The sequence below is a fragment of the Actinomadura logoneensis genome (assembly GCF_003428695.1).
Taxonomy (GTDB): domain Bacteria; phylum Actinomycetota; class Actinomycetes; order Streptosporangiales; family Streptosporangiaceae; genus Spirillospora; species Spirillospora logoneensis.
The window spans coordinates 1-16,314 of sequence record NZ_QURH01000037.1 but is presented as its reverse complement, the minus strand read 5'-3'; the positions used below and the strand labels follow the sequence as shown (position 1 = coordinate 16,314).

Annotated in this window: 9 protein-coding genes, 1 tRNA gene and 1 pseudogene; 6 read left to right on the top strand and 5 right to left on the bottom strand. The window is 70.8% G+C overall.

From position 1 onward, the window contains the following. Positions 1-160 precede the first annotated feature (160 nt). Positions 161-1,345, top strand: coding sequence for an SGNH/GDSL hydrolase family protein (locus tag DZF91_RS02045; protein WP_158587828.1), 1,185 nt, complete (start codon positions 161-163; stop codon positions 1,343-1,345). An 829-nt stretch (positions 1,346-2,174) separates the two neighbouring features. On the opposite strand, the gene DZF91_RS02035 is transcribed toward DZF91_RS02045, so the two are convergent. The 3 genes from DZF91_RS02035 to DZF91_RS02025 form a co-directional block, all read right to left on the bottom strand. Beyond that, entirely contained in the window at positions 2,175-3,473 is a 1,299-nt protein-coding gene (locus DZF91_RS02035) for an NYN domain-containing protein (protein ID WP_117355816.1), read from the bottom strand. A 372-nt stretch (positions 3,474-3,845) separates the two neighbouring features. Then, a complete protein-coding gene (locus DZF91_RS02030) occupies positions 3,846-5,597 on the bottom strand; it encodes an ATP-binding protein (protein WP_117355815.1) in 1,752 nt (583 codons plus the stop codon). A 259-nt stretch (positions 5,598-5,856) separates the two neighbouring features. Further along, positions 5,857-5,942, bottom strand: a tRNA-Leu gene (locus DZF91_RS02025). A 127-nt stretch (positions 5,943-6,069) separates the two neighbouring features. Between DZF91_RS02025 and DZF91_RS02020 the strand changes: the two genes are divergently transcribed. Together DZF91_RS02020 and DZF91_RS02015 are read left to right on the top strand one after the other, a co-directional pair. Further along, a complete protein-coding gene (locus DZF91_RS02020; protein WP_407920869.1) occupies positions 6,070-7,377 on the top strand; it encodes a M20/M25/M40 family metallo-hydrolase in 1,308 nt (435 codons plus the stop codon). A 140-nt stretch (positions 7,378-7,517) separates the two neighbouring features. Next, the gene (locus DZF91_RS02015) at positions 7,518-8,417 is read left to right on the top strand and encodes a hypothetical protein (RefSeq protein WP_117355813.1); all 900 of its coding nucleotides are present in this window, start codon (positions 7,518-7,520) and stop codon (positions 8,415-8,417) included. Between the two features lie 200 nt (positions 8,418-8,617). Here the strand turns inward: DZF91_RS02015 and DZF91_RS38710 are convergent, their stop codons facing one another. After that, positions 8,618-8,797 (bottom strand): hypothetical protein, encoded by a 180-nt coding sequence (locus DZF91_RS38710; protein ID WP_147340945.1) that lies wholly within the window; start codon positions 8,795-8,797, stop codon positions 8,618-8,620. 26 nt (positions 8,798-8,823) lie between these two features. On the opposite strand from DZF91_RS38710, the gene DZF91_RS02010 reads away from it, so the two are divergent. Next, positions 8,824-11,718, top strand: coding sequence for a chaplin (locus tag DZF91_RS02010; RefSeq protein WP_117355812.1), 2,895 nt, complete (start codon positions 8,824-8,826; stop codon positions 11,716-11,718). Between the two features lie 725 nt (positions 11,719-12,443). On the opposite strand, the gene DZF91_RS02005 is transcribed toward DZF91_RS02010, so the two are convergent. Continuing rightward, positions 12,444-12,629: a DUF5703 family protein gene (locus DZF91_RS02005; RefSeq protein WP_026414121.1), complete on the bottom strand. Its 186-nt coding sequence runs from the start codon at positions 12,627-12,629 to the stop codon at positions 12,444-12,446. Positions 12,630-12,853: 224 nt separating this feature from the next. On the opposite strand from DZF91_RS02005, the gene topA reads away from it, so the two are divergent. After that, positions 12,854-15,649, top strand: coding sequence for a type I DNA topoisomerase (gene topA, locus DZF91_RS02000; protein WP_117355811.1), 2,796 nt, complete (start codon positions 12,854-12,856; stop codon positions 15,647-15,649). Positions 15,650-15,821: 172 nt separating this feature from the next. Further along, a pseudogene (locus DZF91_RS01995) lies at positions 15,822-16,314 on the top strand (hypothetical protein); the annotation flags it as partial.

The window sequence follows — 16,314 nt, the reverse complement described above, 5'->3', positions numbered from 1 at the left end:
GAACCCTTCCAAGATGCAACCCGGACGCGTCCTCGCGACAGCCCCTTCGAGGACGCGTCCTGAGGGCCGCAGCGAGCCGATTCACCAAGTGTCGGCGGTACCGGTACAAGCCCCAACGCCGAGCCCGCCATCATCTGCCCCGAGAAAGACGGTGCTCAGCATGTTCCACACTCGGATATCAGCGGCGTTCCTGGCCCTGGCCACCCCCGTGGCCTTAGGGGCAATGGGGACGCTCACCGCCGCCGCCGCCGTCGACCAGCGGCACCACACCGGACTCCAAGCCCCGGTGGCGGTGTCGCTGGGAGACAGTTTCATCTCAGGCGAGGCCGGCCGGTGGTGGGGCAACGCCGACCTGATCGCCGCGCCCTTCTGCACCCGCGGCGGTACCGACCGCGCGGCTTATCGGGTGGCGGCGGTCTGCCGGTACGACCCGACCAGGGTCTATGACGGAACCGCGGTCGATCGGGACAGTCCCACTACGACCGGGTGCCATCGTTCCGACGTCGCCGAGATCCATGGTGCCGGGCAGATCCCTCTCACGCCCGTCAACCTGGCCTGCTCGGGAGCCGAGAGCAGGCACATCCTCAGCGAGCCGTACAAGGAGAACAAGGAGCCCCAGGCCCGGTTGCTCCAGGACGCGGCCTCCGCCCAGCAGGTGAAGCTCATCGTGATCTCGATCGGCGGCAACGACCTGAACGTCTCGGGCTTCCTGCGCAGGTGCACCGAGCTGTACATGGCCAAGGCCGGATCCTGCGCCTCGACCGGAGAAGGCGACAGGATGCTCCAGCAGCTGCCGCAGGTGGCCGCCAACGTCGGAAAAGTAATCGACAGGGTCCGCCAGGTGATGCAGGAGGCGGGTTCCGCCCCTGACGCCTACAAGCTGATCTTGCAGTCCTATCCTTCGCCGGTACCGCCCGGCGCCAAAGTGCGGGACATCTTCCCCGAGGACGGCGGAGGCAAGGCCACCAAGCGGACCCTGGCGGGCGGATGCCCCCTGTGGAACGCCGACTTCGACCTCATGCACGACACCCTGGCCCCCGCGATCGACAAAATGCTCCAAGGCGTCGCCGAACGAAAGAAGGTCAGCTTCCTCAGCATGCTCCATGCGTTGGAAGGCCACGCCCTCTGTGAGAACGGCACCCGCCAGGCCGGCCCCCGCGAGGACGCCAGCAAGCTCGCCGAGGAAATGGAGTGGGTGCGCTACGGCACCGCGGGCATGAAGATCAGTCAGGGCTTCCAGCAGGAGTCGCTGCACCCCAACGCCTTCGCCCAGCAGTACCAGGGACGATGCCTGGCGGACGCCTACCAGGATTCCTCAGCGACCCACGTATGCCCTCCCGCCTAAACAGCCCCTCCCAGGCCCGGCCGCAGCCCGATTCCTGACGCGACGGGGAACAACGCCACGGCGTCACTGAACGAGCATCCCGCGGATTCGGCACCCCTTCGATCACGACGAACGTGCGCCCATGCCATCGCATTCGCCCCTCACCAAGACCCGGACGCGAAAGTGGTGATGTTCAGAGATCGGCCCTGACGTTCGCTGACCGGCTCGTAGAGGTCGTAAGCCTGAGCGACGGTCAGCTGTCGCTACGCGAAGTCGTCGAGATGCCCGGCTCAGGCCGATGCTTCAGTCGATCAGGCGTGCACGGGCTGGATACCTGAATCAGGAGACGGCTGGCCCCGCACCGGCTCAAGGAGACGCTCCGCGAGCTGCACGCGGCTGTGGCGAGCTCATGAGCGAAGAAGAGATCACCCAACTGATCGAGGCCGCAGGCGGGATCAAGCGCGCGATCACGGGCGCTGACACCGCCGAGAAATACCGCCTGTACGAGCAGCTCGACACCCGCCTCACCTGCCACCCAGGAAGCAGAAAGGTCCGCGTTGAGATCACTCCAACGCGGACCTTCCGACATCCGACCCCGCCGACCATGCGGCAGCGGTACGTGTTCGAGGGGGATCAGGCCCGTTACCCCAACCCCGATCCTCCTATCCACCGCCGTCCTACCGTTCCCGACGACGTGACCCCGGCGTCATGTGTAGGCGGTTCGTGTCGCCGGGGTAATCACCACCGCCCGCACATGGCCCACGTGGTGCCCCGTCAGCGAACCCCACAGGATTCGGGTGGGCGGGTAGCCCTGTTGTTGGAGTGTGGAGGGAGCCTATCCGCTCTGAGTTCAGTGCCCCTGCTCCGGGACGCTTGCCACATGATCCATCGGCGCGTCCAGCCACTCCTTGACGACGGCGAGGTCCTCCTCGGAGAACACCGCCTCGCTTGACTCAATGCGCTTCAGCACGCTGCGTACAAACGCCTCACCGATCTCTTCCGCGGTCGGCGGCGGGTCCTTGTAGAGCGGGGAACCACCTCTGGCCGCGCCGTTCACGACGAACCCGATGTGCTGGCGGCTCACTCGCAGGCCGTAGTCCGAGAGCCTGTCCCGCGACCATGCAGTGCACTCGGTCATGTTGAACGTGTGCTCGGATGCGTAGTCGGAGAGCGCGCCGTAGACAGCGGGCCACCAGTCCTGGGGGAGCCGGGGCAGGTTCATCAGATCGCGGAGACGCTCGATGGGCTCCGGCACCGGCACTTTCTGCATGCCGCCCTCGGGGGGCTGGTGCCGGTTCCGGTCCCACAGTAGGTGTTGGGAAAGAGACATGCCTGGCAGTTTCAGGCTCACCAGTGCCCTCGAGAAGCCACCGAGACCAAACCAGTTCGGACCGATCGCAGCGGGGCCCAGTTCGTTGCGCACCTGCTGTGCCAGCGAGGCGAGGTTGAGCGGTTCGGCGGCGCTGTCGTACTCCCGCGTCACGATCGACCTGAACGAGCCGTAAGCGTCCGAGCCGTAAGCGTCCGAGCTATGGGCGGAAACGGGTTCCGGATGCCATGCGCCGTCCCCTTGCAACGTGATCTCTTCGCTCGGGTCGTCGTCGAGATCGATGGATTCACCTTGGACGAGCGCGAGCATCTGATGGCCGTTGAGTACCTGGTCGGCGATCGAGGTGTACGCCTCGGCCGCGTCCAGCGGCGACATGATGAGCGTGCGCCGGTCCGCGCGCCGCAGCCGTTGGAGCAGCGGCGTCATGTCAGAGTCGCCCGAGGCGATGATGAACTCCTCACACACCGGCTCCGTTGACAGCGCATCGATCGCGTCGACGACCACCCTGATGTCCGCGCCGTTCTTGGTGGCGTTGTAGCGCGGGCAGTCGACAACATCGAACCCGGCTCGAACGAACGCGGCCCGGTAGCGGTGGAACTGCTTACGCTCCGTACCCATCCGGAGGCTGCCGCCGGGATTCAGGTAGCACCGCAGCACAAGCCACCGCCGCCGCTCCCCGGAATCCGATATCTCCGATAGACGCCGCAGCCACGCCCCGGGGTCGGTCGCGAATCGCTCAGCCGCCAGCGGGTCCAACTCACACAGCCCGCTGAATACATTGTCGAAATCCAAATACAGTGCAGTCCGCGTGTGATGCATGGCAGCAACCTAGCGCCGCTGCATCTTCCTTAAGGGGCGTCTCGCCAGGGGGGAGCTGTGGAAGATCATGCTTCCATCTTCACTGCACGCCATTCGAGGGTCGTTGTCCAGGTCAGTTCGGCAATAACCTAGGACGCGGCGGCGGCCATGATGTCGGTGCGTGACCCCTTCTGGCCAGTGCGGTCGAAGGCTCTGGCGTCGTTGGCGCACTGCATAAGCCGCATCTGGTTGGGCGGGTAGCCGTGTCGATGGTCAGCTACAGCCGGTCGCCCGAAGCCTGATTCCGCTACACGCCGGTTTCTGTCGTTCCTGACAACGCGGTAGGCCAGAGGCTCATGTTTTGGGCGAGGCACCTGCCAGAACCGTCTTGTGTCAGGTGGGGCTTGGTGGAGATTCAGGGCCGAACAGCGGCTCTTGGCGTGTGCGGCGGTAGCGCACGTGGATGCTCTTGGGACTGTCGCCGACCAGCTCGACGGCACCCTCGTCGCGCATGATCTTCAGCCATCGCCGGACTGTCTGGTCGCTCAGGCCGGTCCGTGCGACCAACTCGGCGCGAGACAGGCTCTCGTCGCCGAGTGCCGCGAGCAGCTCGGGTCTGCGGTCGGCCCGCGCGGGACGGCCTTTCACTGAGGTGTGTCGCTGCGCCAGCTGGTACCTGGCCCAGCGACGGGTTCCGGTCTGGACGATGAGCTCGCGGGCGACGAGGTCTTGGAGTTCGCCGGTGGCCACGCGGGAGTCGACTCCGGTGGCGTCGCGGTAGGTGCGGTTGTCGAGGACCCCTTCGTCCCGCAGCAGGGCGAGGGCGATGCACTGGCCGTCGGTCAGTCCGCGCTCGCCCAGGCTTCGGATCCAGCTGATCGTCTCCTCGCTCAGCAGGGTGTGGTTGGGGAAGGCAACAAGGAACGAAGAGATCTTGTCGGTGAACTGGGGCGGGCTCATGCCGGCGGCGCGCAGGGAGTCCAGCATGGAGCGGATGCCCGACCCACGGTTCTCGCAGACGGTGCGGGTCTCGCCAGGGAGAGGGACGTCCTCCAGGATTTTGATGAGCGTGGCGTTGCGGGCCGAGGAGATTCCCTCCTCGCCGAGGCTGTCGATCGTGACAGGCCCGAACAGCCCGCCGGCGTTACGGATGACCAGCCGGTCGGGGTACATCTCGATCTGGACTTGCGTTCCCCGGGCGCTGGGGGACAGGTCCCGGTGGACCAGGGCGTTGACGACCGCCTCCCGCAGCGCTGTCTCCGGGTACTCCCAGACGTCCTGCCGACCAGCACCGGCGATGACCGCCCGGCGGGACATGTTCCGGCGAATGGCCGCCAGGCTGTCTCGCACCATGACCGGGATCGGGCCTTCCAAGGTCACGTTGTCCAGAAACCTCTCGCTGGACGTCGGGCCGCTCCCGGTGGGGTAGTGGACGAAGCTGACTCTCAACTGAGGGAAGTGCTCCTGCGGGTAGTCCCCCAATGCCAGCAACCCCGCCAGCGACACCAAGTCCTTACCGTCGTCACCGGGGACAAGTACCTTGGCACGGCGCAGCACCGCGAGACGGTCGAGGTCCTTGAACGCGTACGGTCTGCTGGTCCTCAACCTGGCGACCAGGGCCTCGACCCCGGCCGCGTCGAGGTTGTCCAGGCCGACGCCGGGGACGCCCTGTTCGTCCTCGCGAGGCTGTCCACGTGAGGACAGCATGACCTGGACCTCATAGGCGGAGAGACGGCGATCGCCATCGCCCACCCTGATATAGCTGCCTTTGGTGATGCCGGCACCACGTGAGTAGCAGGGCTTCTGGGCGGGGTCGAGTTCGGGGATCTCCGCGACCAGGACCTGGGCCCCTTCGAAGGTGTGAATCTTGACGAGCGGCCGGATCGGTGGCTCCATGTCCTCTGAGCACATGGAGCCCAGGTCGGCTGCCAGCTTCGCGGCATCGATCAGTCCTGTCGCGCTGAAGCCCTGGGCTTCGTCCAACCCCAGGATGACGATGCCGCCCGCGGTGTTGGCGAACGCCGAGATGGTCTCGCGAAGCGATTTGGGCAGGCCACCAAGAGCCTTCTTCACCTCGACGTCGGCGATGTCCGCACCGATGACGCGAAGGTTGTCGACGATCTCGGAGAGTTCCCCGTCCAGCATCTCATCTCCCCGTCCACCACCATGCTAGTTGGCATGCTAGTTGGCATGCTAGTGAACGAGGGGCCATGCATGCCTGGGGATGACGCGGGTCTTCGCGAGGTTTCGTCGACTTCACTCGACCAAGCCGCAGCGGGCGAACCTGACGCCGGTCGCCCCGGGGATCTGCCATCCGTGTCCTGACGGAACTGAACTACGGGCGCCCGCCGCCGAAACACAACAAAGCGGGAGAAGTGTGCACTTCTCCCGCTTTGCTATGACGTGTCCGAGGGGGGACTTGAACCCCCATGCCCCGTAAAGGGCACTAGCACCTCAAGCTAGCGCGTCTGCCTATTCCGCCACCCGGACCGGTGTGGCGCCGCAGCTCGTGGCTGCGGCGGCGGGCTTCACTGTACCAAAGGTCGGGAGTCGCGGCGAAGTCGATCGTGGGGGCACCATGGTCGGGTAGGCGCGAGGACGGATGAGGGTGGTTGCCGTGGGTCTGCCGGAGGCCGAGGACGAGGTCGTACGGATCTGCCAGGAGCTGATCCGGATCGACACCAGCAATCCGGGTGATCACTCCGGGCCGGGGGAGCGGGAGGCGGCGGAGTACGTCGTCGGGCAGCTCGAGGAGGTCGGGCTGCGGCCCCGGGTCTTCGAGTCGCATCCCGGCCGGGCCAGCGTGGTGGTGCGGATCGAGGGCGAGGACCCGTCGCGGGACGCGCTGCTGCTCCACGGGCATCTGGACGTCGTCCCGGCGCGGGCGGAGGACTGGACGCGGGACCCGTTCGGCGGGGAGATCGCGGACGGCTGCGTCTGGGGGCGCGGGGCCGTGGACATGAAGGACATGGACGCGATGATGCTCGCGGTCGTCCGGCGGCGGCTGCGGGAGGGGCGCAGGCCCCCGCGGGACGTGGTGCTGGCGTTCCTGGCCGACGAGGAGGCCGGCGGGACGTGGGGCGCGCAGTGGCTGGTCAAGGAGCATCCGGAACTGTTCGAGGGGTGCACCGAGGCCGTCGGGGAGGTCGGCGGGTTCAGCCTGACCGTGCCCGGCGACAGGCGGATGTACCTGATCGAGACGGCGGAGAAGGGCATCGCGTGGATGCGGCTGACCGCCGACGGGACGGCCGGCCACGGGTCCATGGTGCATCCCGACAACGCGGTGACGGCCGTCGCCGAGGCCGTGGGACGGCTGGGGCGGCACGAGTTCCCGATCCGGCTCACCAAGACCGTCCGGGCGTTCCTGGAGCGGGCCTGCCTGGCGTACGGGGTGGAGTTCGACCCGGAGAACCCCGAGCGGTGCCTCGCGGAGATCGGGCCGCTGGCGCGGATGATCGGCGCGACGCTGCGGCACACGCTCAATCCGACCCGGCTGGATGCCGGATATAAGACGAATGTCATTCCGCAGAGCGCGACCGCGCAGGTGGACGGACGTTTCCTTCCCGGTTATGAGGATGACTTCTTCGCGACCGTGGACGAATTGCTCGGACCGGACGTCCGCCGCGAATTCGTGCATCACGACCACGCGGTGGAGACCGAGTACGAGGGAGCCCTGGTCGCGGCGATGGAGGCGGCCCTGACCTCGGAGGACCCGGGCGCGCTGCCCGTCCCGTACTGCCTGAGCGGCGGAACGGACGCCAAGGCGTTCGCCCGGCTCGGTATGCGCTGCTACGGTTTCGCCCCGCTCCGACTTCCGGCCGAATTGGACTTTTCCGGAATGTTCCACGGCGTGGACGAGCGCGTTCCGGTGGACGGCCTGCGCTTCGGCGTGCGGGTCCTCGACACCTTCCTTGATCGCTCCTGAGAATTTCAGCGAAAGGGCGTGGAATTACTTCCTTCCGCGCGCTCCGTGGTGCTACGGTCACCATCCGTAGAGAGCGGGTTGACCCGTTCTTGGCGTCCGCCAGGTCGTGGCGGACGGGATGAACCCGGCAGGAGGAGCTCGTGGACCAGGGCCCGGCGCGGAACCCGGCGGCGATCGCCGTGCTGCGTCGCGCGCTCGCCCGCAGGGCGGTCCGCAGGCTCCTCGTCCTCGCCGGTCTCGTGGCCGCCGGCTGGCTGATCGGCGGAGTTGGCCAGGCATTCGCCGATACCGCTGGAACCGCCGCGCCCAAGGGCGTGGCGGTTTCCGGCCCCGGCGCGCTCCTGCGAGCGCCCGGCGGCATCGTGCGGGACACCTCGGCGGCGCTGGGGCGCCGCGCTGCGGTCCCCGCCGCGCTCGCCGTCGTGCCCCACGCAGGGTCGATCGTGCCCCACGCAGGGTCGATCGTGCCCCCCGCAGGGTCGATCGTGCCCCACGCAGGGTCGATCGTGCCCCAGGCGGGGACGATCCTGCCCCACGCGGGGACGGTCGTTCCGCTGCCGGTCCCCGTGGTCCGTCCCGTGCCGAACGTCGTCGCGCCGCGTCCGCCGGCGTCGCCCCTTCATCAGACCCCTGGGCGCGTCAGGACCGGCGCGAAGGCGTCCGACGCGGTACGGCCCAGCGTGGTCGCCGCTCTGGACCGCCACGCCCGCGGAGCCTCCGCTGCCCGCCCGATCACGCGGTGGACCACCGCCTCGGCGGTCGGCGCGGCGGTGAAGGGCCACGGCCCCGTCCGGAGCGGCGCCTCCCGGACGGTCCTGCACGACACGAACGCCCCGGCCGGGCCGGTTCCCGCGCCCGTCCAGGCGGCGGGATCGTCGGTCCCGGCGGCGGGGCCCGCCCTGTTCGGCGGGTTCGGCGGCATGACCCTCCGCCGCTCCTGGACACCGCGCCGTCCCGGCCCGGTGCTCCTGCGGGCGCCCGGCGAGGTGCCCCCGGCCGTGCGGGGCGCGACGGACGAGCCGTCGTTCGCTCCCGACTGATCACCTGATCTCCGGCGCCCGGCCCGAGCGGCTCGGGTCGCGCCGGGACGTGTCCGCCGATCGCGGCACGTCACCTCCCCACCGAGCGACGCGTTCCCCGCGCGGGCGTGAGCCTGCCCGGAACCCGTGAAGCTCCGCCGCTCCCCGCGAAACCGCCCCCCGTCCGTCCGGCTCAGGACGCACGCTCCGCACCCCTGCCCTCAGGGCGGACGCGGACGACCCGTCCCGCCGACCGGCACCCGGCCCACAGACGGCCGGACGCCCCGGACCGAACCCGCGGTCCGGACGGCCCCGCCGGCGCGCACCGGCCAGACGGCCAGGACCGGGTGGTTCCCCGCGAGGACGCGGCACAGCAGGTCAGCAAGCAGTCCGACAACCACCAACGAATCCCCTCGAACGGAGCAACATGCGAACGTGGGCATACGGCACCGCGCGTGCCGCCGCTCTCACCGCGAGCTTTGTGGCGCTCGGCGCGAGCGTCATCCCGACCGCCGCCCTGGCCGACACCACCGACGGCACCGGCGGCGTGCTCAGCGGGAACCAGGTCAACGCGCCCGTCTCCGCCCCGATCGACATCGGCGGCAACGCCGTCGCCGTCGCGGGCGTGGCCAAGGGCCGCCAGGCCGGCGGTGCGATCGTGCACAACGGCCCCGGTGGCGGCGGGCAGAGGACCTCCGGGCGGTCCGGAGTCCTGTCCGGGAACCAGGTGCACGCCCCGGTCTCCGCGCCGGTCGACGCCTGCGGCAACGCGGTCGCGATCCTCGGCGTGGCCGACGCGGGCTGCAGGGGCGGCGCGATCGTCCACAACGGCCCGGACGGCGGCCACCACCAGCACGACGGCGGCCACGGCCACCCCGGCGGCGGCCACGGCCACCCCGGCGGCGGCCACGGCCACCCGGGCAAGGGACACGGCGGGCACCCGGGCAAGGGGCACGGCGGGCACCCGGGCAAGGGGCACGGCGGGCACCGGGGCGACGGCAAGCACGACGGCGGTCACGACAGGTCGGGCGGGCACGGGGAGCACGGGTGGCCGGGCGGGGGCGGTCAGACGACGTCCGGGGAGCACGGCGTCGGGTCCGGCAACCAGGTGGACGCGCCGATCTCCCTCCCCGTGGACGCCTGCGGGAACGCGGTCGCGATCCTCGGCGAGGCCGGGGCCAAGTGCCATGGCGGAGCGTCCGTCCGCAACGGAGGCGCGGACGGGCAGCGGACCAGCGGCGAGGGCGGTGTCCTCGCCGGGAACCAGGCGCACGCGCCGGTGTCCGCGCCGATCGACGTCTGCGGCAACGCGGTGGCCGTCCTCGGTGAGGCCGCCGCCGGATGCAAGGGCGGCGCGCACGTGAAGAACGGCGGTCACACGGGCGCCGGGCAGCGGACGTCCGGCCGGGCCAGCGTCGGCGGGGGCAACCAGGTGGACGCGCCGGTCAGCGCGCCCGTCAGCATCTGCGGCAACAGCATCGGGAACGCCATCGCCCACTGCGAGGGCGGCGCGTCCGTCCGCAACGGGGGCCACGGGTCCGGTCGGCAGACCACCGACGGGGACCACAGCGTCCTCGGCGGCAACCAGGTGAACGCGCCGATCTCCGCGCCCGTGAGCGTCTGCGGCAACTCGGTCGGCGTGCTCGGCGAGGCGGGCGCGGGCTGCGAGGGCGGCGCGCACGTGCGCAGCAGCTCGGGCGGCGACCAGCGGACGTCCGGTAAGGGCGGCGTGCTGGCGGGCAACCAGGTGAACCTGCCGATCTCCGCGCCCGTGAACGCCTGCGGCAACGCCCTGGCCGTCCTGGGCGAGGCGAAGGCCGGATGCCAGGGCACGCTCAAGGTGTTCGGCTCGCACGGTTCCGGCGCGCGCACCCGCGACGGCAACCAGGCCAACTCCCCGGTCAAGATCCCGACGGACGTCTGCGGGAACGACGCCGCCGTGGCCGGACGTCCGCAGCCCGGATGCAAGGACGGCGTCGGCGGCGGGTACACGCCGTACGCCCGCATGAACAACGACGCGCGGCGTCCCGGTGTCTCCCCCGCGGACCTGCCCGGCCTCCAGGGGCTCGGCGCGCAGCCTCTGCCGACCGTCCCGGGCGCGGGCCTGCCCGGCCTGCCGAAGCTCCCGAAGGTCCCGGGCGTCCCGGACGCGTCGGGCCTGCCGAAGGGCTCGGGGAACCCGGTCCTGCCGCAGCTGCCGGTCACGCCGGGCGTTCCGGCGCTGCCGGGTGCGTCGGGCCTGCCGAAGCTGCCGGTCGTCTCGGGGCTGGGGAACCTGCGGAGCCTGCCCGGGACGCCCGCGACCGCCGGCCTGCCGAACGCGACCGGCCTGGCGGACGCGACCGGCCTGGCGGACATGAAGGGCCTGCCGACCGCGAAGGGGCTGACCGACGCGAAGGGCCTGACCGACGCGAAGGGCCTCGCGAAGCTGCCCGCGACGACCGGACTGCCCGGCCTGCGGACCCTGCCCGCCACCTCGGGTCTGCCCGCCGCCTCCGGTCTGCCGGTCGCGGCCGGGCTGCCGTCCACTGCCGGTCTCCCGGCGGTTCAGGGGATGCCGCGGGTGCCCGCCGCTCCGGCGTCCCTCGGCATGCCGCTGTCGCGGAACCGCACCCGCGCCGCCGGTGGTCCGTTGCCGGGCCTTCCCGGGCTGTCGCAGCTGCCGCTGCAGCCGGGACGGCTCCCCTTCCTCTCCGGTCAGCTGCCTCCGAGGCTTCCGCTGGGCGGGCAGCCGGCGTCGCCCGTCCCGTCCGCCGCGCGCAGCACCGACCTGTCGGGTGATGCCCTCGGTCGGCTGACCGGTGCGAAGGTGCCCGGCCTGGACGCGCTGCCGCTCTCCGGCAAGCTCAACACCCCGCAGGTCGGCGGTGTGACGGACAAGGCCCCGGTCAAGGGCCTGATGCGGGACAGGAACCCGCTGCCCCTCAACGGCCTCTCCCAGGAGGGCACGGGCCTGCTGCCGATCAACAGCCTCGCCTCGGGTCAGGGGCTGCTGCCGATCAACAGCCTGCGGCAGGCCGAGACGCTCGTCCCGGTGAAGGGCCTCACCGGCGGCAAGGGCCTCGTGCAGGGCAAGACCCTCGTCCCGGCGAAGGGGATCGTCCAGGGCAAGGGTCTGGCTCCCGTCAAGGACCTGGCCCCCGCCAAGGGCCTGGCTCCCGTCGACGACCTGGCCCACGCCAAGCCGATGGCCGCCGAGGAGACCGTCACTCGCGGCACCCACTCGGACTCCACGCTGGTCCTGGGCGCCGCGGCGCTGCTGACCGCGCTGTCCGGTGTGCTGACGCTGGGGCGCCGTCTCCGCCTTCGCGGCCGCGCCTGAGCGGCGTCGGCCGTGTCCGACCCGGTCGCAGGGCGGGGGAGCAGGGGGCTGATCCGCCGCCCGTGACCGAGATCCGGACGGGCCGCTTCCCGGAGAGAGAAACGCGTTCTCGGAGACGACTGAGATGCGCAGTTTCGGAGAAGCGGCCCGTCCCGGATCCCCCTTGACGCTTTGCCCGTCCCGGAGCGCGGTCCGGGGCGGGCAAAGCCCTGTCCAAGAAATCCCCAGCTCGTCGGCGGTCCCATGTGGGATGGGAGGGGGACGCCGACGGGCGAGGGGGATGCCCGGGTGCGCACTGCGGGGTCGCACACGGGCGGTTTTGCCGTCGCGGTACCGGGAGAGACTGGTCCGGGTAGGGGGACGCGACGAGGCGATCCCGAGCGACCCGATGACCGGACGACCGAGAACACCGATCGGGTGGACGACGGATGAGCGACCGGACGAACCGCGGGCCGAGATCCCGGCAGGACGACACACCGAACCGCGCGCCGAACCGCACGTGCGGCCCCGAGCCGGACGGTGTGCGGCGGCAGGACCGCTTCGCGGCGTGGATGGTCGGGGCGGCGGGAAGCGCGTCGGAGAAGGGCGTCCGCGATTATGATTACCGGGCGTCAAAGGATTCGTACTTAGTGCTACGCTCCGGACGGAGTACGCAGAGAGAGTCAAAGGGTGTGGCGCCGGAGGGTGGACCGCCCGGACGTCCGCGACAGCGGCCGCCCGGCCGCCTAGAAGGTGCGGACCTGGCGGATGATCTTGCGGCGCAGTTGGATCCGGCGGCTACCGTCGGGATAGAGGCGCAACCGGTCGAGTTCCCAGCCGCCGTGTTCCGCGTGCTCGGTGAGGATCTGCCGGGCGGTGTCACGGGTGGTGCCGCGCGGCAGTCGAAGGACGAGGTAGGTGTACTCCACCATTGCCTCCCATTATGGCCTGCGGAGGTTCGGCGGGCCGTCCTCCGGCGGCGGCTACGGTGACGGGCCGGTCCGCGACCCGCTCGGCGACGTGTCATCCTGTGGGAGTTTCACGGCGGGCGAGGGGCGGCGGGGCTCCTCGGGCATGAGAGCGTCGTTGGGAAGCGTTGTGGCGAAGGCGCCGCAGCGGCGGTGAGTAGAGACCAGACAGCGAGGTTGGAGCGACTGTGCCAGCCAAGAACGGCACTGCGAAGGGTGGCCGGTCCGGGGCCGATGGCGGCACCCGCCTGGTGATCGTCGAGTCGCCTGCGAAAGCGAAGACGATCGCCGGGTACCTGGGCCGCGGCTACGTCGTGGAGTCCAGTATCGGCCATATCCGGGACCTGCCCGGGAGCGCCGCCGAGGTGCCGGCCAAGTACAAGAACGAGGCGTGGGCCAAGCTCGGCGTGAACGTCGAGCACGAGTTCGAGCCGCTGTACGTGGTCAACTCCGACAAGCGCGCACAGGTCGCCAAGCTGAAGAAGCTGCTGGAGGACGCCGACGAGCTCTTCCTCGCGACGGACGAGGACCGGGAGGGCGAGGCGATCGCCTGGCACCTCCAGGAGGTCCTCAAGCCGAAGGTCCCCGTCCACCGGATGACCTTCAACGAGATCACCCGGGACGCGATCCGGCAGGCCGCCGCGAACCCGCGCGAGCTGAACCTGCGCCTGGTGGACGCCCAGGAGACCCGGCGCATCCTGGACCGGCTGTACGGCTACGAGGTCAGCCCGGTCCTGTGGAAGAAGGTCATGCCGAAGCTGTCGGCGGGCCGGGTGCAGTCCGTGGCGACGCGGCTGGTCGTCGAGCGGGAGCGCGAGCGCATCGCGTTCGTCTCCGCGCACTACTGGGACATCCAGGCCGTGTTCGACACCGGCCGGGACGCCGAGCCGCGCGCGTTCAAGGCGGGGCTGGTCGGCCTGGACGGCAAGCGGGTCGCGCAGGGCCGCGACTTCGCGTCCGACGGGACGCTGAAGACCCGCGACGTCCTGCACCTGGACGAGGAGCGGGCGCGCGGACTGGCGGCGCGGCTCACCGGACGGCCGTTCGAGGTCAAGTCCGTCGAGTCCAAGCCGTACACGCGCAAGCCGTACCCGCCGTTCCGGACGACGACCCTGCAGCAGGAGGCCAGCCGCAAGCTGGGCTTCTCCGCCAAGTACACGATGTCGGTCGCCCAGAAGCTGTACGAGAACGGCTTCATCACCTATATGCGAACCGACTCGATCACGCTGTCGGAGACCGCGATCGGCGCCGCCCGGCGGCAGGCCGCGACGCTGTTCGGCGGCGAGTACGTCCCGGACCGTCCGCGCGTCTACACCTCCAAGGTGAAGAACGCGCAGGAGGCGCACGAGGCGATCCGCCCGGCCGGCGACAGCTTCCGCACGCCCGGCGAGACCGGCCTGTCCGGCGACCAGTTCCGGCTGTACGAGCTGATCTGGAAGCGCACGATCGCGTCCCAGATGAAGGACGCGGCGGGCCAGTCGGTGTCGGTCCGGGTCACCGGCACGTCCACCGACAACGAGGTCGCCGAGTTCGGCGCGACCGGCAAGACGATCACCTTCCACGGCTTCCTGAAGGCGTACGTCGAGGGCGCGGACGACCCGTCCACCGACCGGGACGACCAGGAGCGGCGGCTGCCGACGCTCGACCAGGGCGACCCGCTGACCGCGCGGGAGATGGACGCCGAGGGCCACTCGACCCGTCCGCCCGCCCGCTACACCGAGGCGTCGCTGGTCAAGGAGCTGGAGGACCGCGAGATCGGGCGGCCGTCCACCTACGCCTCGATCATCGGGACGATCCTCGACCGCGGCTACGTGTTCAAGAAGGGCACCGCTCTGGTGCCGTCCTTCCTGGCGTTCGCCGTGGTCAACCTGCTGGAGCAGCACTTCGGCAACCTGGTCGACTACGACTTCACCGCGCACATGGAGGACGGTCTCGACGAGATCGCGCGCGGCGAGGCCGAGCGGGTCCGCTGGCTCACCCGGTTCTACTTCGGGGACGGCGAGCAGGGCGGCGAGGGCCTGAAGGAGCTGGTCGGCGACATCGGCGACATCGACGCCAAGGGCATCTCGTCGTTCCCGATCAAGGGCACCGACATCGTGATCCGGGTCGGCCGGTACGGGCCGTACCTCGACCGGGACGGCGCGCGCGTCAACATCCCCGAGGACATCGCGCCCGACGAGCTGACCGCGGAGAAGGCCGAGGAGCTGTTCGCGCAGCCGTCCGGCGACCGCGAGCTCGGCACCGACCCCGAGACCGGGCACACCGTCGTCGCAAAGTCGGGACGGTTCGGGCCGTACGTCACCGAGGTCATCCCGGAGCCCCCGGCCCCGGCCGCCGCGGAGGGCGAGAAGAAGAAGCGGACCAAGAAGGCGGCGGACGCGCCGAAGCCGCGCACGTCGTCGCTGTTCAAGACGATGTCGCTGGACACGATCACGCTGGAGGACGCGCTGCGGCTGCTGTCGCTGCCGCGCACCCTCGGCGAGCTGGACGGCGAGCCCGTCACCGCGCAGAACGGCAAGTTCGGCCCGTACCTCAAGAAGGGCACCGACAGCCGGTCGCTCGGCTCGGAGGACGAGCTGTTCACGGTCACGCTCGAGCAGGCCAAGGAGCTGTTCGCGCAGCCGAAGCAGCGCGGGCGCGGGCGGGCCGCCGCGGCGGCGCCGCTGCGCGAGCTCGGCGACGACCCGGCCAGCGGCAAGCCGGTGGTGGTCAAGGAGGGCCGGTTCGGCCCGTACGTGACCGACGGCGAGACCAACGCGTCGCTGCGCAAGGGCGACGAGGTGGAGTCGATCACCATCCAGCGCGCGGCCGAGCTGCTCGCCGAGCGGCGGGAGAAGGTCGCGGCGGGCGGCGGCAAGAAGAAGGCCGTCCCGAAGAAGGCCCCCGCGAAGAAGGCGACCGCCAAGAAGGCGACCGCGAAGAAGGCGGCGGGCGACAAGGCCGCCGCGCCGCGTAAGCGTTCGTCGGCCAAGTCGAGCTCGTGAGGGTGGACGCGCCGATACCCTGACCGCTATGAGCAGTTCGCGTGTTCCCCGGTCGCCGGATGCCGCCTCGTCGCCGCGGTCGGGGGCCGCCTCGCCGTCGTGGCCGGGGGACGGCGCGTCGGCTCGTCCGCCGGGATCCGCGGCCGGCGGAGGCGCGCCCGCCGCTCCGCCGATGGCGTTCCGGCGGCTCCGGACGGCCCTCGGCCTCTCCGGGACCGGTCACTGGACGACCCTGCCCGCGCTCACCGCCATGGGGTTCGCGACGGCCGCCGACGCCTCGTTCGCCGGCCGCGCCCGCGCGGTCGAGATCGTCCTGGTGCTGTGGCTGCTTCCGGTGCTGCTGCTCCCGGGCGCCGCGGCGGCGCTCGCCGCGCGCCTCGACCGCCGCTCGACGCTGCTGGTCGCGGACGCCCTGCGCGCCGTCCTGGTCCTGTCGGTGCCGATGGCCGACCTGCTGATCCCGTCGTTGCGTCCGCTGATCTGGACGTCGGTGGCGACGGTCCTGGTCTCCTTCCTGGGCGTCCTGTGGGGGGCCGCGGCCTCGTCGTCGACCCGGGCGCTCGCCTGGCCCGTCTCCGATGACCCGTCGCGGCAGCACGCCGAGGCCGGGGGCCGCCCCTCGCACGCGGCGGGGGGCTCGCACGCGGGCGGGGGCTCGCGCGCGG